General features: G+C 60.8%; 15 protein-coding genes. 11 read left to right on the top strand and 4 right to left on the bottom strand.

Annotated elements, in window-relative coordinates:
* Window positions 1-166 precede the first annotated feature (166 nt).
* The 5 genes from ACYVDM_RS25510 (at window position 167) to ACYVDM_RS25490 (ending at window position 8,684) form a co-directional block, all read left to right on the top strand.
* Entirely contained in the window at window positions 167-1,402 is a 1,236-nt protein-coding gene (locus tag ACYVDM_RS25510) for an efflux RND transporter periplasmic adaptor subunit (RefSeq protein WP_415792513.1), read from the top strand.
* Window positions 1,403-1,540: 138 nt separating this feature from the next.
* A complete protein-coding gene (locus ACYVDM_RS25505; RefSeq protein WP_415792512.1) occupies window positions 1,541-4,738 on the top strand; it encodes an efflux RND transporter permease subunit in 3,198 nt (1,065 codons plus the stop codon).
* An 88-nt stretch (window positions 4,739-4,826) separates the two neighbouring features.
* Entirely contained in the window at window positions 4,827-6,344 is a 1,518-nt protein-coding gene (locus ACYVDM_RS25500) for an efflux transporter outer membrane subunit (RefSeq protein WP_415792679.1), read from the top strand.
* 299 nt (window positions 6,345-6,643) lie between these two features.
* The gene (locus ACYVDM_RS25495) at window positions 6,644-7,204 is read left to right on the top strand and encodes a 5'-3'-deoxyribonucleotidase (RefSeq protein ID WP_415792748.1); all 561 of its coding nucleotides are present in this window, start codon (window positions 6,644-6,646) and stop codon (window positions 7,202-7,204) included.
* 142 nt (window positions 7,205-7,346) lie between these two features.
* A complete protein-coding gene (locus ACYVDM_RS25490) occupies window positions 7,347-8,684 on the top strand; it encodes an NAD(P)H-dependent oxidoreductase (RefSeq protein ID WP_415792747.1) in 1,338 nt (445 codons plus the stop codon).
* Between the two features lie 83 nt (window positions 8,685-8,767).
* Here ACYVDM_RS25490 and ACYVDM_RS25485 read toward each other — a convergent pair whose 3' ends face one another.
* Window positions 8,768-9,649 carry a LysR substrate-binding domain-containing protein gene (locus ACYVDM_RS25485; protein WP_415792746.1) on the bottom strand — a complete coding sequence of 294 codons (882 nt, stop codon included), beginning with the start codon at window positions 9,647-9,649 and terminating at the stop codon, window positions 8,768-8,770.
* Window positions 9,650-9,760: 111 nt separating this feature from the next.
* On the opposite strand from ACYVDM_RS25485, the gene ACYVDM_RS25480 reads away from it, so the two are divergent.
* Together ACYVDM_RS25480 and ACYVDM_RS25475 are read left to right on the top strand one after the other, a co-directional pair.
* On the top strand, window positions 9,761-10,945 hold the full coding sequence (locus tag ACYVDM_RS25480; RefSeq protein WP_415792745.1) for an MFS transporter: 1,185 nt from the start codon (window positions 9,761-9,763) through the stop codon (window positions 10,943-10,945).
* 97 nt (window positions 10,946-11,042) lie between these two features.
* Window positions 11,043-11,852: an SDR family oxidoreductase gene (locus ACYVDM_RS25475; protein WP_415792744.1), complete on the top strand. Its 810-nt coding sequence runs from the start codon at window positions 11,043-11,045 to the stop codon at window positions 11,850-11,852.
* 364 nt (window positions 11,853-12,216) lie between these two features.
* Here ACYVDM_RS25475 and ilvD read toward each other — a convergent pair whose 3' ends face one another.
* Window positions 12,217-14,076: a dihydroxy-acid dehydratase gene (gene ilvD, locus ACYVDM_RS25470; protein WP_415792743.1), complete on the bottom strand. Its 1,860-nt coding sequence runs from the start codon at window positions 14,074-14,076 to the stop codon at window positions 12,217-12,219.
* Between the two features lie 373 nt (window positions 14,077-14,449).
* Between ilvD and ACYVDM_RS25465 the strand changes: the two genes are divergently transcribed.
* On the top strand, window positions 14,450-14,839 hold the full coding sequence (locus ACYVDM_RS25465; RefSeq protein WP_415792742.1) for a barstar family protein: 390 nt from the start codon (window positions 14,450-14,452) through the stop codon (window positions 14,837-14,839).
* 26 nt (window positions 14,840-14,865) lie between these two features.
* Window positions 14,866-15,465 (top strand): GNAT family N-acetyltransferase, encoded by a 600-nt coding sequence (locus ACYVDM_RS25460; protein ID WP_415792741.1) that lies wholly within the window; start codon window positions 14,866-14,868, stop codon window positions 15,463-15,465.
* 182 nt (window positions 15,466-15,647) lie between these two features.
* Here the strand turns inward: ACYVDM_RS25460 and queC are convergent, their stop codons facing one another.
* A complete protein-coding gene (gene queC / locus ACYVDM_RS25455; RefSeq protein WP_415792995.1) occupies window positions 15,648-16,352 on the bottom strand; it encodes a 7-cyano-7-deazaguanine synthase QueC in 705 nt (234 codons plus the stop codon).
* Between the two features lie 252 nt (window positions 16,353-16,604).
* Between queC and ppc the strand changes: the two genes are divergently transcribed.
* Window positions 16,605-19,454, top strand: a complete 2,850-nt coding sequence (gene ppc, locus ACYVDM_RS25450) for a phosphoenolpyruvate carboxylase (protein WP_415792996.1) — start codon at window positions 16,605-16,607, stop codon at window positions 19,452-19,454.
* A gap of 58 nt (window positions 19,455-19,512) precedes the next feature.
* Here the strand turns inward: ppc and ACYVDM_RS25445 are convergent, their stop codons facing one another.
* Window positions 19,513-20,451 carry an alpha/beta hydrolase gene (locus tag ACYVDM_RS25445; RefSeq protein ID WP_460475492.1) on the bottom strand — a complete coding sequence of 313 codons (939 nt, stop codon included), beginning with the start codon at window positions 20,449-20,451 and terminating at the stop codon, window positions 19,513-19,515.
* Window positions 20,452-20,847: 396 nt separating this feature from the next.
* Between ACYVDM_RS25445 and ACYVDM_RS25440 the strand changes: the two genes are divergently transcribed.
* On the top strand, window positions 20,848-21,777 hold the full coding sequence (locus ACYVDM_RS25440) for a 3-hydroxyacyl-CoA dehydrogenase family protein (RefSeq protein WP_415792998.1): 930 nt from the start codon (window positions 20,848-20,850) through the stop codon (window positions 21,775-21,777).
* The last annotated feature ends 68 nt before the right edge of the window (window positions 21,778-21,845 follow it).

The raw sequence follows: 21,845 nt of genomic DNA, 5'->3' as shown, positions 1-21,845 counted from the left end.
AATAGTATTGACGGAATAGCTATATTTATCCTGCGCGGGAAAACACTCAGAATACGTCCTATCTGATTAGACCGATACCCCAAGCCCCGGATTTCGGGACTGCGCGGTGCAATACCGCCGCCCTTTTCGCCTCGGTCAATTATCCCTCATGCTCTAAGGAAACATCATGCTTGTTTCGCGCCCGCCTATTGCGCTGTTGACGATTTTTGTGGCCCTGGTGGCCGCCGCAGGCAGTTATTCCCTGTGGGGCGACCCCGCCGGCACCGCTACCGCTCAGACCCAGGCTGCGCCTGCAGCCCCGTCCGTTGACGTGGCGCCTGCCCTGGGCAAAACGCTGATCGACTGGCAGGATTACTCCGGCCGGCTCGAAGCCATCGACCGAGTCGACATTCGGCCATTGGTCTCCGGCACCCTGACCGCGGTGCATTTTAAAGATGGCAGCCTGGTCAACAAAGGGGATCCGCTTTTTACCATCGACCCGCGCCCCTATGCCGCCGAGGTCGACCGCGCCGAGGCGCAACTCGCCGCCGCTCGCGCGCGGGTCGCATTTACGGCGTCCGAGCTGGCACGCGGCAAGCGCCTGTTGGCGGAAAACGCGATCGCCCGGCGCGATTTTGAATCAAAACGTAACGATGCCAGAGAGGCGGCTGCTAACGTACAAGCGGCCGACGCCGCGCTGGATGCCGCCAAGCTGAACCTAGGCTACACGGAAATCGTCGCCCCGGTGGCGGGCCGTGTCTCGCGAGCGGAAATCACCGAAGGCAACGTCGTAGCGGCCGGTGCCACGTCGACACCCCTCACCACGCTGGTATCGGTATCTCAGATGTATGCCGCCTTTGACGTCGACGAGCGGACCTATCTGAAGTACATGAGTCCGGCCCGTGTCTCCGGTGCGCCAGTCCCTGTCCAACTGGGTCTTGCGAACGAGGAGAATTATTCCCGCGAAGGGGTTGTGCAATCGGTCGACAACCGCATCAACACCACCTCGGGCACGATACGCGTGCGAGCAATGTTCAACAACGCCGATGGCTCGCTGCTGCCGGGGATGTACGCTCGCATTCGCCTGGGTGGCACGGAACCCCACGCGGCCGTCCTGGTTGAAGAGCGCGCCATTGGCACTGACCAGGACAAACGCTTCGTGTTGGTCGTGGACGACGAAGGTCGCACGGTCTATCGACGAGTATCGCTGGGTGCGAGCCAAGGCAAGTTGCGCGTCATCACCGAAGGGTTGCAAGCGGGCGAACGTGTCGTCGTCAATGGTCTACAGCGCGTGCGTCCGGGCGAAATCGTGGCGCCCAATCTGGTCTCGATGGAAGATTCGCCCCAAAGCACGCCGACAGCGACAACCGCCGCCACAACCGCCACAAGCACCACCGCAACCACAACAGCCAGTATCAACTGAAGACGTTAGGCCGGCGCCGGGATGACAGCGCCTGAACACATAAAAGGCTTTATCCAAGCAGAGCTGCCAGCACACAAATCGTGTGCTGGCTAGATCCCGTGTTGCCTGAAGTCACCGTGCCCCTTGCAGGAAGCAAGCATGAACATCTCTAAATTCTTTATCGATCGGCCCATCTTTGCAGGCGTCTTGTCAGTGATTATTTTGCTGGCTGGCCTGCTGGCCATGTTCCAGCTGCCCATCTCGGAATACCCCGAAGTGGTGCCGCCGTCGGTCGTGGTGCGTGCCCAGTATCCCGGCGCCAACCCCGCCGTGATCGCCAATACCGTTGCCTCGCCTCTGGAGGAATCCATCAACGGTGTCGAGGACATGCTCTACATGCAGTCGCAAGCCAACAGCGACGGCAACCTGGCCGTGACGGTGTACTTCAAACTCGGCGTCGATCCGGACAAGGCGCAACAACTCGTGCAAAACCGGGTCTCGCAAGCCTTGCCGCGCCTGCCGCCGGACGTTCAACGCCTGGGCGTCACCACCACCAAAAGCTCGCCGACACTGACGCTGGTGGTGCATCTGATTTCGCCTGACGATCGCTATGACAGCACCTATCTGCGCAACTACGCCGTCCTTAACGTCAAAGACCGTCTGGCGCGCATTAGCGGCGTGGGCGAAGTACAAATCTGGGGATCGGGCAGCTATTCCATGCGTGTGTGGCTCGATCCGCAAAAGGTCGCGCAACGCGACCTGACCGCCACCGACGTCGTCAACGCGATTCGCGAGCAAAACGTGCAGGTCGCTGCGGGCGTGATCGGCGCCTCGCCCACGGTGGGCGACGTGCCCATGCAGTTTTCGGTCAATGCGCAGGGTCGCCTGAAAGACGAAACCGAGTTCGGCAACATTATTTTGAAGTCCTCTCCTGATGGCGCTATCACGCGACTGTCGGATGTGGCGCGCATCGAGTTGGGCGCCCAGGAGTACGGGTTGCGCTCGTTGCTGGACAACAAGCCCGCTATCGGGATGGGAATCATGCAGTCACCTGGCGCCAACGCGCTGGACGTTTCCTCGCAGGTTCGCGAGACCATGAAAGAACTCGCCGCCGACTTTCCGCCCTCGGTGGAATACCGTATCGAGTACGACCCGACGCAGTTCGTGCGCTCGAGCATCAAGGCGGTGATTACGACGCTGCTGGAGGCCATCGCCCTGGTGGTGCTGGTCGTGATCGTCTTCCTGCAAACCTGGCGGGCTTCGTTGATTCCGCTATTGGCCGTGCCGGTGTCGATCGTGGGCACGTTCTCGCTCTTGTTGATGTTCGGCTATTCGATCAACGCCCTGTCGCTGTTTGGCATGGTGCTCGCCATCGGTATTGTGGTCGATGATGCGATCGTGGTCGTCGAAAACGTCGAGCGCAATATTGCCGCCGGGCTCACACCGCGCGACGCTACCTATCGCGCCATGCGCGAAGTCAGCGGGCCCATCATCGCTATCGCACTGACGCTATGCGCGGTGTTCGTACCGCTGGCGTTCATGACGGGGCTATCGGGTCAGTTCTACAAACAGTTCGCCATGACCATCGCCATCTCGACGGTCATCTCGGCATTTAACTCGTTGACCCTGTCGCCCGCCCTGTCTGCCATCTTGTTAAAGGGTCATCACGACAAACCCGATTGGCTGACGCGCGTAATGAACCGATTGTTTGGACGATTCTTCAATGCGTTCAACCGATTTTTCTCGCGCTCATCGGATGCCTATGCGGTCGGCGTCACAGGCGTGATTCGCCGCAAAGCCGGCGCAATGGGCATCTATGTCGTGTTGCTGGCGGCAACCGTCGGCGTTTCACAACTGGTGCCGGGCGGATTTGTGCCCGCCCAGGACAAGCAATATCTGATCGGCTTTACGCAATTGCCCAATGGTGCCTCGCTGGACCGCACCGAAGACGTGATCCGCCGCATGTCCGATATCGCGCTCAAGGAGCCGGGCGTGGCCAGTGCCATCGCCTTTCCTGGCCTATCGATCAACGGCTTTACCAATAGCTCCAGTGCGGGCATCGTCTTCGTGACCCTCAAGCCCTTTGATGAACGTCACGATCCTGCCCTGTCCAGCGACGCCATCACGGGCGCGCTCAATGCCAAGTTCGCGTCGATCAAGGATGCCTATATCGCGGTATTCCCACCACCTCCGGTCATGGGCCTGGGCACGATGGGCGGCTTCAAATTGCAAATCGAAGACCGTGCCTCGCTGGGCTATGCCGAATTGGACAAGGCTACCCAGGCGTTCCTGGCCAAAGCACAGCAGACGCCGGAGCTCGGCCCGACGTTCTCCAATTACCAGATCAACGTGCCGCAACTGGACGTAGACCTCGACCGGGTCAAGGCCAAGCAATTGGGTGTGCCCGTGACCGATGTGTTCGACACATTACAAATCTATCTGGGTTCGATGTATGTCAACGACTTCAATCGTTTCGGCCGGGTTTTCCAAGTACGCGCACAGGCTGACGCGCAGTTCCGTGCCCACCCTGACGACATTGGACAATTGAAGACCCGCAGCGATACCGGGCAAATGGTGCCATTATCCGCATTGGTCAATGTACGTCAGACCTTTGGCCCGGAAATGGTGGTGCGCTACAACGGCTTTACGGCCGCGGATATCAATGGCGGACCGGCGCCCGGATACTCATCCGACCAGGCCCAGGAAGCGGCAGAACGTATCGCGGCCGAGACCTTGCCACGTGGCGTGAAATTCGAATGGACGGACCTGACCTACCAACAAATCCTGGCGGGTAATGCCGGGCTGTGGGTATTCCCCATCAGTGTGCTGCTGGTCTTCCTGGTGCTCGCCGCCTTGTATGAAAGCCTGACGCTACCCCTGGCTGTCATCCTGATCGTGCCGATGAGCGTCCTGGCGGCGCTGACAGGGGTGTGGTTAACGGGCGGCGATAACAACATTTTCACCCAGATCGGGTTGATGGTGCTGGTCGGGTTATCCGCGAAGAACGCCATCCTGATTGTGGAATTCGCACGCGAACTGGAGATGCAGGGCAGCACGCCGCTGCAGGCCGCCATCGAAGCAAGTCGCTTGCGCTTGCGGCCTATTTTGATGACGTCCATTGCTTTCATCATGGGAGTGGTGCCACTGGTCCTGTCCTTTGGCGCCGGCGCAGAAATGCGGCAAGCCATGGGGGTGGCGGTGTTCTTCGGGATGCTCGGCGTAACGTTGTTCGGCTTGTTCCTGACACCCGTTTTTTATGTACTGCTGCGATCGCTGGGCACACGCAAGCTGCACTCGGCCACGGCCCATGAAGCCCCCGTGACAACGCAACCGGCTAGCGAGCATGTGGGCCACTAAGCCCGAACAGACGCAGAGAACTGCTATGCAAAACACATCGACCATGACGCACTTATCCACACACGCCCTCTCTGCAGAGGGCTCCACGATGGCGCCCGCGACCACGCGTCCTTTGCGGGTGCGGGCCGCCCTGCCCAAAATGTCCGGCCTGCTCGCCATGCTGCTGATCCTGGCCGGCTGCGCGGTCGGCCCGGAGTACGAGCGCCCCAGCGTGACGACCCCGGCCGCGTTCAAAGAGGCTCAGGCCGAGTCGCCCTTGCCTGCACATGAAGCGGGCACGTGGCAGGCCGCGCAACCGGCCGAACAAGCATTACGCGGCGAATGGTGGAAACTCTTTGGCGATGACACCCTCAATGCGCTGGAGCAAGAGGCGCAACAGGCCAATCAAAACCTGCAGGCCGCCGCCGCTCGCCTGAAGCAAGCCCGGGCGCTGCTCGGCGACGCGCGCTCGGAACGATTCCCCACGGTGGATGCCGGCTTTGGTCCGACGCGCCAACGCTCTTCGCCCGCGGCACAAGGCCTATCCGACAACGACTCGACCGATCCCTCAACGTTGTGGCGCGCCCAGGCCAGCGTGGCCTACGAGGTAGATCTGTTCGGCCGCGTCGCCTCCACGGTCGATGCCGCCACGGCGGATGCGCAGCAAAGCGAAGCCCTCTATCGGTCGGTGCTATTAGCGCTACAGGCCGACGTCGCGCAAGCTTATTTCCAGGTACGTGAGCTGGATGCCGGCTTACGCCTGTATCGGCAAACCGTCACGTTGCGCGAAGAGACACTACAACTCATTGAGCGCCGCTACGATGCGGGCGACATCAGCGAGCTCGATCTCGCGCGGGCCCGCTCGGAGCTCGAGTCTGCACGCGCTGAAGCCCTGGGTTTCGAACGCCGCCGCACCACGGCGGAACATGCGCTGGCGGTCTTGCTCGGCAAAGCCCCGGCGGACTTCAACCTGGCCGCACAACCCTTGACTCGCATCGCTGTCAACATCCCTGCGGGCCTACCCTCGACCCTACTCGAACGTCGTCCGGACATTGCCGCCGCGGAGCGCGCCATGGCGGCTGCTAATGCTCGCGTCGGTGTTGCCAAGGCCGCATTTTTCCCTCGGCTGAACATCACGGGTGCGGCCGGGTTTGAATCGTCTGAACTCGGTAATTTGTTTGAGTGGTCCAGCCGCACCTTCCTGCTGGGCCCCATCGTAGGTGCCGCCCTTTCGCTTCCCATCTTTGACGGCGGCCGTCGCCAGGCAGGCCTGGACCGCGCACGCGCCGTCTACGAGGAGGATGTCGCTAACTACCGGCAAACGGTCCTGACGGCATTCAGAGAGGTCGAAGACAATCTGGCCAACCTTCGCATCCTGTCCAGCCAGATGTCGGCTCAAGACGCCGCGCTGCAAGCGTCAGCACGCGCCGCACGCATCTCGCATACGCAATACAAGGAAGGTTCGATCAGCTACCTTGATGTCATCGAAGCGGACCGCACCGTATTGGCGCAGCAGCGTGTCTCAGTGCAATTGGATGGCGAACGTGCCCGATCGGCGGTTGGGTTGGTGAGAGCGTTAGGCGGCGGGTGGGATGTTCCGCTGCCGGCGGAGTTGGCGTTCGAGTGATGCGCTCGACGTAGCGGGAGAATCTCTGTTGAGGCGTCCCGAGCCGTCTCCGTGGCCCCGCCGGCCAAATCACGACGGCTCGGCCCATGATCAGGGGCCGAGATCCCGCTGCGCGGGACTTCCCGTCGTTCAAAAGGCCGGCGGGGCCACGGAGACGGCTCGGGACTCACAACGGAGTAGTTCCCCTCGCGTGTTGAGACATCGCGTGAGATGCAAAGAGGGTTTGTGCTGGGTGAGCGAGGTCGGGGGTGAGGGTTGCGTGGCACAATCAACGGCACGCTTACCGGTGGGAACTGACCATGCTTATTTTGTTGGATCAAGATGGGGTGTTGGCTGATTTTGACCAGGCCTTTCTGACGGTGTGGCGAGAGCGGTATCCGGATATTGCGCCAGTCGAGCATGAGGATCGTAAGTCGTTCCATATTTTGAAGGATTATCCGCGCGAGCTTCGGGGCCGGGCGGAGGCGATTTATACGGCGCCGGGATTTGTGCGTGATTTGCCACCTGTGCCGGGTGCGCTGGAGGCGGTGAAGGCGTTGCTGGCGCTGGGAATGGATATTCGCATTTGTACTTCGCCGCTGACTCAGTTCGAGAACTGCGTGATGGAAAAGTATTTATGGGTCGAGAAGCATCTCGGGCGTGAGGCGACGAACCGATTGATTTTGACTCGGGACAAGACGCTGGTTCACGGCGATTTGTTGATTGACGATAAGCCAGAGATCAACGGTGCGATCCGGCCTCGGTGGAAGCATATTCTGTTTGATGCGCCCTATAACCGGCATGTGACGGATCGACCCCGCATGACGTGGACGAACTGGCGTAGTGTGCTGGCGGGCGAGCTCTATGCGGCGGATGCCTGATTGCGCTAGCCATCCGTTTGAACGCAAATACTTTCGCTATCCATCACAGAAAACCGCTATTCTGGCGTCTGCAGCACTGCCGATATCCCTGATACCAGGTTGATGAGTCGCACCCTGACGGCTCACGCGCTTAGGAGACGCCATGAATCTGCACCGTATGCTCAAGCAACGCCAGGCTGACGGTAAACCTTTACGCGTCGCGCTGATTGGCGCGGGCAAGTTCGGCTCGATGTTTCTCAGTCAGGCCCAGCGTACGCCGGGTATTCAGTTGGTCGCGGTGGCGGATTTGAGGCCCGATCGGGCCCGTGCGGCGTTGACTCGGGTGGGCTGGCCGGCCGATGCGCTGCATTCGACTAGCGTGTCCGATGCCGCAAAGTCCGGCCGGGTGTTTTTCAGCGACGATGCCGAGACCGTCATTGCCAGCGCGGAGGTGCAGATTGTGATTGATGCGACCGGCCAGGCGGCCGCTGGCATCGCGCATGTGCTGGCGTGCTGCGAGTACGGCAAGCACATCATTATGGTCAACGTCGAAGCCGATGCACTGGCCGGCCCGCTGTTGGCGCGAAAGGCGCGTGAGGCCGGCATTGTGTATTCGCTGGCCTATGGCGACCAGCCTGCCCTGATTTGCGAAATGGTCGATTGGGCGCGTACGAGCGGTTTTGAGGTGATTGCGGCGGGCAAAGGTACGAAGTATCTGCCCGAGTTTCATACATCGACGCCCGAGACGGTGTGGCCCTACTACGGCTTTACGAACGAGATGGTGGCCGCGGGCGATTTCAATGCCCAAATGTTCAACAGTTTTCTGGATGGGACCAAAAGCGCCATCGAGATGGCAGCCGTGTCCAATGCCACCGGTCTGGCGCCTTCGCCATCGGGGTTGCATTTCCCTCCCTGCGGCGTCGACGATTTGGCGCGCGTGCTGCGCCCTCGCGAAGAGGGCGGCATGTTGCACCATCGAGGCCAGGTGGAGGTGATTTCGTCGCTGGAACGCGATGGCCGCCCGGTATTTCGCGATTTGCGCTGGGGCGTCTACGTCACGCTGGCCGCCGATAGCGACTACGTGCGGCGCTGCTTCAAGGAATATGGCCTGATTACCGATCCCAGCGGGAACTACGCTGCGATGTACAAGCCCTATCACTTGATTGGACTGGAGCTCGGCATCAGCGTGGCCAGTGTCGGGCTGCGACATGAGCCGACAGGCTCTGCAACCGGCTGGCACGGCGACGTCGTCGCCACGGCCAAGCGCGATTTACCCGCCGGTCAAGAACTCGATGGCGAAGGGGGCTATACGGTGTATGGCCGCCTGATGCCCGCACGCGACTCTGTCGCCGATGGCTATCTGCCGCTAGGACTGGCCCACAAGGTCAAGCTGAAAAATCCGATTCGACAATCGCAGCCGATCCGTTGGCACGATATCGACTTTGACGAAAACGCACCCGCCGTGCAGTTCCGACGTGAAATGGAACAGACGTTTGCGTGATCCACTGTCGGCGCGCCCCCGCGTAGCCATACGCCGAGACGCCATAGTTGACCTGAATTCGGGGGCAACTAGCCCGACAGGTGTCAGAGCCGCTCGGCCAAAAAGTCCAGGAAACACGTGATACGCTGCGCCAACTGCGTATTACGGTAATACACCGCATGCATCGGCTGCAGATAATCGGTATGGGCGGCCTCCAGCAATTTCACGAGGCGACCCGCCGCGAGATCGTCTTGCACCATGAATGCGGCCAGACAAGCAATTCCCACGCCGTGAATCGCCAACGCGCGCTGGGTTTCCCCACTGGATGTCGCCAAGGTCGGTCTGACGGTCAGCCCCGTGCCGTCCGCTTGCTGCAGCGGCCACACGTTGAGCGTCTCGGGCTGGGTAAAACCCAGCAGTTCGTGATGACGCAAGTCGGCCACAGTGGCGGGATTGCCTCGACGCGCCACATAATCGGGGCTGGCTACCACCCAACGCGGTGATGGCCGCAGCGCACGCGCATGCAGACTGGAATCTGGGAGCGGCCCGGCACGCAGAGCAATATCGGTGTGGTGTTCAACAAGGTCGACGATCCGGTCATTGCTCGTCAGCTCTAGCGAAATCTCCGGGTACTGCGCTCGGAACGCCGCCATATGCGGCGTCACGCAGTGCAACATCACGGGCGCTGATGCGTCGACGCGCAGCTTGCCGGCGGGTTGTTGCTGGCGCATGCGCATGCACTCTTCGGCCTCATCCAGATCACCGACGATGCCGCGCGCACGCTGCAAAAACAACTGACCTTCTTCGGTGAGCTCCATGCGACGCGTCGTGCGCGTCAACAAAGTCACCCCCAACTGAGTTTCCAGGCGCGACAGGCCTCGGCTGACACCTGAGGCTGTCTGCCCCAAGAATTCCGCGGCCGCACTCATGCTGCCGGTATCGACCACCGCCAGAAACACCCTCAATGCGTCGGAATTGAGCGTCATTATTGACTCCTAGACACAAGTCTAGTGATTGTAGACCTCTTTTTCTCACAAATATTGCGACGCACAATGTCGTCCATACGGATAAACCGCTGCATTCTTTTGGAGATTGAAATGCCTATTGCGCTTTGGGCGCTAGCTGTGGGTGCGTTTGGCATAGGCACCACAGAGTTCGTCATCATGGGTCTATTGCCCGAAGTCGGCGCCGATCTGGGCGTATCACTGTCCAGTGCGGGCCTCTTGGTCACGGGCTATGCCCTGGGCGTCGTGGTGGGCGCACCACCTGTCGCGATATTGACCACCCGACTGCCACGCAAAACGTTACTGCTGAGCCTGATGCTGATTTTTACGCTCGGTAATCTGGCTTGTGCGCTGGCACCCGACTACGGCACGCTGATGGCCGCTCGGGTACTCACCTCGTTAGCCCATGGCGCGTTCTTCGGTGTGGGGTCAGTGGTGGCCACCAGTCTGGTCAGGCCAGACAAACAAGCGTCAGCCATTGCGCTAATGTTCACCGGCCTGACGTTGGCCAATGTACTGGGGGTGCCCTTCGGAACCTGGCTGGGCCAGGCGTGGGGGTGGCGCTCGACGTTCTGGGCAGTCACAGTGGTGGGCTTGGCGGCCATGCTGGCGATTGCGATCTGGGTCCCCCGCAGCCGCGGCGATCATGGCAGCGACCTGATGGGCGAGCTGCGCGCGCTAGGGCGCAAGCAGGTGCTGCTGGGTTTTGCCATGACCGTACTGGGTTTTGGCGGCGTATTTACGGCGTTCACCTATATCGCCCCGCTGCTGACAGAACTGGCCGGCGTCAGCCCGAGCATGGTGTCGCCCATTTTGCTACTGTTCGGCGTCGGTCTGGTGGCAGGCAACACCTACGGGGGCAAACTCGCCGATCGCCGGCTCATGCCCACCCTGATCGCGAGCCTGGCCCTGCTGGCCGTGGTGCTGGCGGTATTCAGTCTGACCATACACGCCAAGTTTGCCGCCATTGTCACGGTCGCCGTGCTGGGCGCCGCTGCCTTTGCCACCGTACCACCGCTGCAAATGCGCGTCCTGGAAAAGGCAGGTGACGCGCCCAACCTGGCCTCGGCGTTCAACATTGCGGCATTCAACCTGGGCAATGCTGCGGGCGCATGGCTGGGCGGTCTTACCATCGACCACGGGCCCGGCCTTGCCGCCACACCGCTCGTCGCGGCCGCAGTCACTGCCAGCGGACTCATCGTTGCGCTCTACAGTTGGAATCTGGATCGTCGTCAGCGCACCGCCGCACCCGCCGTCCCTGTGCCGTCCAATGGTTAACGCACGACGCCCCCAGCCACTCACGCCACAGTAGGATCAAGGACGCAATGTGGAGTATCGTTGACCGCTATCGTCAACGTACTCTGCGGAGCATCAGGTGAATCTCAAACTGAGCGGTAAAGTCACAGTGGTAACCGGCGGCAGCAAGGGCATCGGCCTGGCTGTCGCCAACGCCTTCGCCGCCGAAGGCGCCTTTGTCGCCATCATCGCGCGCGACCCGCAAGGGCTGGAACAGGCACGTACCGAACTCCAGGCCAGTGGACACAACGTCGCTACCTTCCAGGCCGACCTGTCCGACGCCCAGGCCGCGGCGCAAGCCATCGAACGCATCGAATCCGAGATCGGACCGATCGACATCCTGATCAACAGCGCCGGCGCCGCGCGCCGCTACGAACCCGAAGATCTCGATGCGAGCAAATGGCGTGCCGCCATGGACGCCAAGTTCTTTCCCTACATTCACGTCCAGGATGCTGTTCTGGAACGTATGCGCACCCGTGCCGCCACTCGGCCGGCCGGCGCCACGAACGGCATCGTCGTAAACATCATCGGCAACGGCGGCAAACGCCCCACCAGCACGCACTTGGCCGGTGGATCCGCCAACGCGGCATTGATGCTGTCGACCGTCGGCCTGGCCGCGCATTACGCTCGCTACGGCATCCGCATCAACGGCATCAACCCGGGCCCGACTTTCACGCAGCGCGTGGAACAAGTCCTGGAACTCGACGCCGAGCGCCAAGGCATTTCACGCGATCAAGCCCTCGCCGACAGCCAATCCCGCATCCCGCTGGGCCGCTATGGCAAAGCCGAAGAAGTCGCCGACGTGGCGCTCTTCTTGGCCAGCCCTCGTTCAGCCTATGTCGTAGGAGCCATCATTCCCGTAGACGGTGGGATGGCGTCCGTCATTTAAACGGCCCGCAGCACAGCGTCGTCAGTGTTCGGCATGTTCTCAATGCGAGTCCTTGCGGCATAGGCTTGCAGGGCCCGTGAAACGACGTGCTGGCGATTGACGGGTTGCCAGGCCTCGTCGCACGGAATCCCCAGCCGACAGCCGCTAAAAGCACTTGAAAGCGTTGATCGGCCGACAGCTGCTGGGCATGTTCACAATGCAAGTCCTTCCGGGCTGCCATGGGCCACGGGGGCCTTTTGAAGATCGGGCAGTCCCCGCAGGGGACCGAGGGCGCCCGCATGCGCCCGAGCCGAGCTGATTAGGCCCGCGTGGCCCATGGCAGCCCGGAAGGACGCCTTAAGAACCACCCCGCCAGCAAGAAAAATCACCGCTTCAATTGCGAAACGTCTCGGACTGCGCCGCGATCGGCAGACGTCGCCAAGGCAGCATAGGCTTGCAGAGCCTGTGAGACGACGCGTTGGCGATTGACGGGTTGCCAGGCCTTGTCGCCACGGGCATCCATGGCGTTGCGGCGGTTGGCGAGTTCGTCATCAGTGACGGACAGGTGGATTTTGCGATTGGGGATGTCGATTTCGATGATGTCGCCGTCTTCGATCAGGCCCACGGTGCCGCCTTCGGCGGCTTCGGGTGATGCGTGACCGATGACCAATCCGGAAGAACCGCCCGAGAAGCGGCCGTCGGTAAATAAGGCGCAGGTTTTGCCCAGGCCCTTGGATTTCAGGTAGGACGTGGGATACAGCATTTCCTGCATGCCGGGGCCGCCCTTGGGGCCTTCGTAGCGAATCACCACGATGTCGCCCGCCACGACTTGATCGCCCAGGATACTTTCGACGGCGTCATCCTGGCTTTCGAAAACGCGGGCTCGTCCGGTGAATACCCATTGGGATTCGTCGACGCCGGCGGTCTTCACGATGCAGCCCTTGGTGGCAAGGTTGCCATACAGGACGGCCAGGCCGCCGTCTTGGGAATAGGCGTGGGTTTTGCTGCGAATGCAACCGTTCTGGCGATCGAGATCCAGGGTGAGATACGTCGCGTCCTGGCTGAAGGCCTGCGTGGTGGGAATCCCGCCGGGCGCCGCGCGAAAGAGTTTCTGCGCGGCTGCGCCCGCGCCACCGTTGATATCCCATTGTTCAATCGCCTGGCCCAGCGTGCCGCTGTGCACGTTGCCGCAGCTCAGGTCCAACAGATCGGCGCGCGCCAATTCACCCAGAATCGCCAGGATGCCGCCCGCGCGGTGCACGTCTTCGATGTGATATTTGTCCGTCGCGGGTGCGACCTTGCACAGGCAGGGGACATTGCGCGAGATGCGGTCGATATCTTCCATCTTGAAATCGACTTCGGCCTCTTGCGCCGCGGCCAACAGGTGCAGCACGGTATTGGTGGAGCCACCCATGGCGACATCCAGCGTCATGGCGTTCTGGAACGCGCTCTTGGTGGCGATGTTACGCGGCAACACCGACGCGTCGTCTTGTTCGTAATAGCGGCGGCACAATTCCACAATCAGATGACCCGCCTGCTCGAACAGACCCTTGCGCCAGGCATGCGTGGCCATGATCGTACCGTTGCCCGGCAACGCCAGGCCAATGGCCTCCGTCAGGCAATTCATGGAGTTGGCGGTAAACATACCCGAGCACGATCCGCAGGTCGGACAGGCACTGCGCTCGAATTGCTCGGCTTCGGCATCGGTGACGTTGGGGTCGGCAGCCTTGATCATGGCGTCGATCAAGTCGATCTTGGCCAGCACTTTTCCATCCGTGGGCGACGTGATTTTGCCGGCCTCCATGGGACCGCCGGACACGAACACGACGGGGATATTCAGGCGCATCGCGGCCATCAGCATGCCCGGAGTGATCTTGTCGCAGTTCGAGATACACACCATCGCGTCGGCGCAATGGGCATTGACCATGTACTCGACCGAATCCGCAATCAGTTCGCGCGACGGCAGGGAATACAACATGCCGCCGTGACCCATCGCAATGCCGTCATCCACAGCGATGGTGTTGAATTCCTTGGCCACACCACCCGCGGCCTCGATTTCCTTGGCGACCAGCGCGCCCAAATCACGCAGATGCACGTGACCCGGCACGAACTGCGTGAACGAGTTCACCACCGCGATAATCGGTTTCTCAAAATCGCCGTCCTTCATACCGGTAGCACGCCAGAGGGCGCGAGCACCGGCCATGTTGCGGCCGTGGGTGGAGGTACGGGAACGATATTGCGGCATGATCTGTCTCGGGCGGGTGAAGTTCGCAAAGTCCTAAATAATACGCCGGATCGCACAAGCCCTGCATGGCGCCCCAGCCCTCGAGCCGCATAGGCGCTACCGCCGACCACGGATCTGAGCCAGGTCGCGTTGTCGCCTTGACACCCTCGGCAGGGCCACCTCTTGACTGCTCCCTTCCCTAAAGGGAAAGGGATTCCCACTAACACCGCCAGCCCGGCGGCACGTTTGGTTTGCATGCCCAAGATACTATCCGCGCCAAATCAAATTACTGGATTTCTATCCAATCATCAATTCAAATAAGACCAATCCTGCAGCCTTATGGTTGCGCCCCTTTCCTCCCCGGCATGAATGCCGAGGTTTCTCGGAGTAATGGATGAAAACGCTCACCCTCGAGGGCGATAAAATCACCGACATTCCTTCGTTCTACGACGAGATCAACCACGTGTTCATGGCTGGTGAAGACTGGAAACTCGCCCCGAATCTCGATGCGCTGAACGACATGCTGTACGGCTCCTACGGTGCCGCCGAGGCCGATCAGCCGGTGAGGCTCATCTGGAAGAACATGGAAAAGAGCCGTAATGCACTGGGTGTCGAGGCAACGAGACAATTCTATGCAAACAAGCTGCAGAAACCCAAAGCATTCAACGTCGCGCAAATCAGTCAACGCCTGGTCGAACTAGAAAACGGCTCGGGCGCCACCTATTTTGAGATCGTGCTGGAAATCATCGCGCAGCATCCGCGCATTCAATTAATCGCCGACTAATGGTGTAAACGTTGTCGAGACCCGACATGCCCTTGCCTGAATCCACCCCTACCCTGATCGTCCGTGACAGCACCCCTGCCGACATGCCTGCCATTCAGGCGATTTACGCCCACCACGTCCAACATGGCACGGGATCATTCGAGCTAGATCCGCCCACGCTGGAGGACATGCGCGCCCGCCGCGAGGCCGTGTTGACGCATCGCTTGCCCTATTTGGTCGCAGAACGAGACGGTGAAATCGTTGGCTACGCTTACGTCACGCCATATCGCCCCCGCCCCGCCTATCGCTACACGGTCGAAGACTCTGTCTACGTCAAACCGGGCATCGTGGGCCAAGGCATCGGCGGTCGCTTGCTGGCCACCTTGATTGAACGCTGCACCGCGGGTGGCTGGCGACAAATGCTGGCCGTCGTCGGGGACAGCGCCAACGCCGCCTCGCTAGCCCTGCACGCCCGCCAGGGCTTTCATCCCGCCGGCACCCTGCGCTCAGTCGGTTATAAATTCGGGCAATGGCGCGACACTGTACTCATGCAACGCGCGCTAGCCGATGGGGATCACACGGCGCCTCCTGGCGAGCAAGGCCGAGTCACTTCGGTGTCGCAACCAGCGCCGAAGCTGTTCGAATAATCGCAAGACGTGATTTTCTTGCGTTCGCTTGGCTGGGCTGTCCAGTGGCGGCGTCGGCCGATTTGAGGCTCGGGAAGTCTCGCGCAGCGAGACCGAGGCCCCTGGTTGGGCCGAGCCGAGGCGATAAGGCCGGCGCCGCCACTGGACAGCCCAGCCAAGCGAACGCAAGAATGCGCAGGCGCTTAAGCGGACATCCAGCGGTGCCAGCCTGCTTTGCGCAGGTCGCACGCGGGGCAAGTACCGCAGCCGTGGCCCCAGTCGTGACGCGTGCCGCGCTCGCCTAAATAGCAGGTGTGGCTGTGGTCGATCACGATGTCGACTAGCGGCTGGCCGCCCAGTTGATTGGCTAATTCCCATGTGTCGGCTTTGTCTAGCCACATCAAGGGGGTTTCGATGGTGACGCGGGACCCCAGGCCCAGGCTCAACGTGACTTGCTGTGCTTTGATGGTGTCATCCCGACAGTCTGGGTAGCCCGAAAAATCGGTTTCGCACATGCCGCCCACCATTACGTCCAGTTGACGGCGATAGCCCAGGGCCGCGGCCAGGGTCAGGAAAAGCAGATTGCGGCCCGGCACGAAGGTGTTGGGCAAGCCGTTTTCTTGCATTTCGATGGCGCGATCGCTGGTCATGGCGGTGTCGCCGACTTGTCCCAGCACCTTCAAATCCAACAAGTGATCTTCGCCCAGTCGCTGGGCCCAATCGGGGAATTGAGCTCGCAGTTCGCGCAAGACATTCAGGCGCGCATCCAGTTCGATGCGATGACGTTGTCCATAGTCGAACGCCACCGTCTCGACGTGCGCGTAACGGCTTAGCGCCCAGGCCAGGCAGGTGGTGGAGTCTTGGCCGCCAGAGAACAGGACTAACGCGCGTCGTTGATGATTTTGCATAACCGCTTTCAAACTCATTTCCGGGCAAAACGCCCTGGAGAAACTGTACCTCAAGGTCGCAGACTACACAGCGTCGCACCGCCTGCAGGCCCACGAAATAACAGGCACGACACCAACCGCAAATATCCCATTTTTATTTCAGGGGTATTTGCCCGTATGCGTGCGTAAAATAACTCGCGTTACCCGCCCGGTTGTTTTTAGCGATTGCCCTAGTTTCCTGCCCACCCTCTAGATCGACGGATCCCTACGCCTATGAAAGCCATCCGCCCGCAGTCTGATACTGCCGAACCCTTGCGTCACGATATCCGGCTGCTGGGACGATTATTAGGCGACGTGATTCAGGCCTGTGAGGGTGAGCGGGTGTTCGATACGATCGAAACGCTGCGTCGTACGGCGGTACGTTTTCGGCGTGAGGGAAATAAGGCCGACGGCAAATTGTTGGAGCAACGCGTCAAACGATTGCGCGGTAATGACCCGAACTCGGTCGCGCGGGCGTTTAGTTATTTTCTGCATCTGTCGAATATCGCCGAAGACCGCGATCAGAATCGCGCCCAGCGCGCACATGCCCTGACCGATGACACGCCGACGCGTGGCAGTCTGCGCGAAGCCATTGCGTTGCTCGAAGCTCAGGGGGTTGGACGCGCCCGCATCCGTCGGTTGCTGGATGAGGCCTGCGTCATGCCTGTGCTCACGGCGCACCCGACAGAGGTCCAGCGCAAGAGCACGTTGGATGTGCACCGTGAAATCGCAACGGTATTGCAGCAACGCGAGGGGCCTTTGACGGTGCAAGAGATCGCCGACCTGGACCTGACGCTGCTCGGCCGTATCGCCACGCTGTGGCAAACGCGCATGCTGCGCTATACGCGTCTGACCGTCGCCGACGAAATCGAGAACGCGCTGTCGTACTACCGCAGCACGTTTCTGAATGTCATCCCGCGCGTGTATTCGGATCTGTCGCGTCTCTTGACGCGGGCGCCCGTCAAGCCCTTTGCCGCGCCGCCAGCGCCGCTCTCGCCATTTCTGCGCATGGGCAGTTGGATAGGCGGAGACCGCGATGGTAATCCGAATGTCGATGCCGACACGCTGGAGCTCGCCTTGCTGCGCCAGGCCACGGTCCTGTTCGAGCACTATCTGCAAGAGATCCATGCGCTAGGCGCGGAGCTCTCGATCACGACGCTGTTGATCGATGCCGACTCCCCACTACAGGCCCTGGCTGATGCGGGCGGTGACGATTCCGCCCATCGACGCGATGAGCCCTATCGCCGTGCGCTAGTCGGCGTGTATGCACGTCTGGCGGCGACCGCACAACAACTGACCGGCCGGGATCTGGCCCGCCGTGTCACGCATCCGGCGCCCGCCTATACGTCGCCACACGAACTGGCAGAGGACCTGGCCGTGGTCGCCGCGTCGCTCTCGGCAAACCATGGCGCTCCCATCGCCAGGCTGCACTTGAGCGGGCTGCAGCAGGCCGTTGAAGTCTTCGGTTTTCACTTGGCCACCCTCGACTTGCGACAAAGCTCGGATGTTCATGAGCGCGTGCTGACCGAGTTGTTCACGCGGGCCGGCACGCTCTTGAACGGCAAGCCGGTGGACTATAGTCAGCTCGACGAAGAAGCACGTGTCGCCTTGTTGCGGTCAGAACTGGCGCAGGCCAGACCGCTAGCATCGCCCTGGATTACGTATAGCGATGAAACGACGCGCGAATTGGCGGTATTGCGTGCGGCGGCTGCGGGCCGCGCCCGCTACGGCAAGAGATCCGTGCAACAGACGATTGTGTCACACACCGAAACCTTGAGCGATTTGCTCGAAGTCCTGGTGCTGCAAAAGGAAAGCGGGTTGACGACTGTCGCGGGCCAAGCCATTGAGCCTCAGGATGGACTCATGGTAGTGCCACTGTTTGAAACGATCCCCGATTTGGAGCGCGGCTCGGAAATCATGGCGGCCTGGCTGGATCTGCCTGAGGTGCGTGAGCGCGTGAAACACGCGCAAAACGATACCCAGGAAGTCATGCTGGGATATTCGGACAGCAACAAAGACGGCGGTTTCCTGACGTCGAACTGGGCGCTCTATCAGGCCGAACGCGCATTGGTCGATGTGTTCAGTGCACGCGGCGTGCGATTGCGTTTGTTTCATGGACGCGGCGGTTCGGTCGGACGTGGCGGAGGCTCCAGTTTTGAAGCCATCCTCGCGCAACCCCCTGGCACCGTGGCCGGACAATTGCGCCTGACTGAGCAGGGCGAGGTCATTCAGAGCAAATACAAGGATGCCGAGGTTGGCCGTTGGCATTTGGAATTGCTCGTCGCAGCGACCCTCGAGTCCAGTTTGACACCTCGGGCGGCGGCCACCAGTGCCGAAGACGCGCACATGGCTCACTACGGCCCTGTGATGTCCTTCATGTCGGACACTGCGCAGCGCAGTTACCGCGGACTGGTCTACGACACACCAGGTTTTGCGGAGTACTTCTTTGCGACGACACCCATTACGGAAATTGCGGGGCTCAATATCGGCTCGCGTCCGGCATCGCGCAAACAAGGCCAGGACATTGGCGAGCTGCGCGCGATTCCGTGGGGATTCTCATGGGCGCAATGCCGGCTGATGCTGACAGGCTGGTACGGCGTGGGCTCGGCCATTGAATCCTATCTCGAGACGGGCGCGACAGGCACCCCTCGCGCGCGGCGCGCCCGTTTGGCGCAATTACGAGAGATGGCGCGTGAATGGCCGGCGTTTCGTACGCTGCTGTCCAACATGGAAATGGTGCTTGCAAAATCGGATCTAGCCATCGCGGCGCGCTACGCGCAACTGCTGCCCGCCCGCGCACTGCGCGACCGTATTTTCAGCCAGATCAGCGCCGAGCATGGCCGCACGGTCGCCATGCTTCGCCTGCTGACGCAACGAGAACTGCTGGCCGACAATCCGGTGCTACAAGCCTCGCTGCGCGAACGCTTCGCTTATATCGATCCGCTGAATTATCTACAGATCGATCTTATTCGCCGCTATCGGGCCGCCCAGCAAGACGGCACCACCGAGCCCGACAAACGTGTGCGCAGCGCCATTCACCTGACCATTAACGGCATCGCGGCGGGATTGAGGAACTCGGGTTAAGGGTGACGCGGCAGATCAGGCTTCGCAATCTGAAGCACCTGATCTGCAGGTTGCACACTTATGGCTGAACGGCGATTTCCAACGCACGCTCGAGTGACATCCGAATCATCTCGCCATGCCCGTATTGCGGGAAGGACTCGTACGTGGCGTCGCCACCGGCCTGACGCAACGCTGCTGCCATCTCGCCAAGGATAGCGCGTGGATTCGCCGTCCGAGCCTGATTCAATGACGCGCTGCGGCCCGGTGGCATCGGTCGATTGGGATCTCGTGGCTTGGTGCCCACGAGAATGGCAATGCGCTTGCCCGCCACCTTGTCCACGGCAAAAGCCTGCCACTCCTTGACGAGCATGCCGTCATTCCACCAAGCGGAGGGGTCTCCCACGATATAGCGGGCGAAGGCATCCGGTTGCGTAAACAGAGTGTGCAGCGTAAACAGGCCGCCATAGGAGTGCCCCCACAAGTACGCCTTGCCGGGATTCACCTTGGCGCGCGACTGCACCAGCGGCTTGACGGTCGACGTGATGTAGTCTAAAAAAATATCGGCCCCACCCTCTTCCCGCCCTCGCCCGTCCTGAGCGGGCACGCGTTGCCCGTTTTGGTAGATGGGAAGGGTGTAATCGAATGCGCGAGACACCACATCATTGCGCGTCGGTACGTCATAGCCGATCGCGACCAGCACCGGCGGATTGCTCCGCGACAATGCGGCCAGATCCTCGTCTTTGAGCGTCGCCATCGCGGCATTGCCGTCCAGCATGTACAGCACGGAGTAGCCGTCGGCCGGCGCGGGTGCGCGCGGAATCGAAATTTCAATGCGATAGCGACGTTTGCCGTCCGCCGAGTCGATCTGATGCCGTTCGAATCGATACCACTGCGACGGATGATCAGCGATCGTCTCGCCGACGCGTTGCATGCCCGGCATTTGCCCGGGTGCGGGTATCTGCGCGAGAGAGTAGGTCGATCCCAATAGGCCGCACAAAGACAGCATCGACAATTTCATAGACAAGGCGAATCTCAACGTCGTTCCAGCTAACAGTGATTTGGGGATTACGGACGCGGGCAGCACTCGCTATTGGGGGAAACCGCGTCGGATGGCACTGTGAACAGCAAGTGGATCCGCTACCGTAAATGAGAATAAGTTCGAATTCTAGCTGATGGAACACCACGCCCTATCCGCATCTTGATCCTGCCTCCACGCTAAACATTGACCGCTATCACGGCGCGGAGCCATTGGCGTACGCCCAAATTTCTTAGTACTATCCCTTTTATAAATTCTAGATACGCACAAATGTTCGTATTTAGAACAAATAATTCCTGGCACGCACCCGGACGGTACTAGGATGAGACGTGCTTCGACGCGCCCATCACCGAGCGCGGCCTCTCGGAGCCTTTCAACATGGATTTTCCTATCCAGAGCTTGGCCGTCATCGGCGCGGGCGCCATGGGTAGCGGCATTGCCGCCCTATTTGCAGCAAAAAATATCGAGGTCGTCTTGATCGACCCGATGCCCGGCGCGCTAGAGCGCGCCAGCAGTGTCATCGATCGGCAACTGGGGGGATATGCCCCTGATACCCTCGCCGACACGCGGCGCCGCATTCGCATGGATCCCGGCCTCGAGGCCGCCTCGTCCTGCGATTTGGTCATCGAGGCCATTCCCGAAAAGCTGGAACTCAAGCGAGAAACCTTTGCCCGCCTCGATACCCTGTGCCGGCCGAAGACGATTTTCGCGACCAACACCTCGGGTTTATCCATCAATGCGATCGCCCAGTCCGTAATCCGACGCGATCGTTTTGTGGGCACGCATTTTTTTACGCCCGCCGACGTCATTCCGCTCGTGGAGGTCGTGCGCAATGACGACACCTCTGCCGCCACGGTTGAACGCGTCATGGCCGCCTTGCGATTGGTGGGCAAGCGACCCGTGCTGGTCAATCGCGATATTCCAGGCTTTATTGCCAACCGCATCCAGCACGCCCTGGCGCGCGAAGCCATCTCGTTATTGGAACAAGGTATTGCCAGCGCCGAAGACATCGACGAAGTCGTGAAGTGGAGCCTGGGCATCCGCCTCGCCTTGTCCGGGCCGCTAGAACAACGCGATATGAACGGCATCGACGTACACCACGCTATTGCGACCTATCTCTACGCCGACCTGGAAAACCGCACGACGCCCTCGGCATTGCTGAGTGAAAAAGTCGCCACCGGTCAATTAGGCGCGAAGAGCGGACAAGGCTTCTATACCTGGCCCCCAGAGCACCGCGAGCAGGTCTTGGCCGAAAAGAGCGCGGCCCTGGGCGAATTAGTCGCTTGGCTCAATAAATGGCAAACCTGACGAAGGCGTTGCCGTCTTGCCGATTGATCTCATTCGAGTAAGGCGCCGCGCTCCAACGCCTGCGCTCC

Source organism: Bordetella tumulicola (assembly GCF_054779135.1).
Note: the sequence above shows the minus strand (reverse complement) of the source record. Positions and strands in the feature narration are given on the sequence as shown.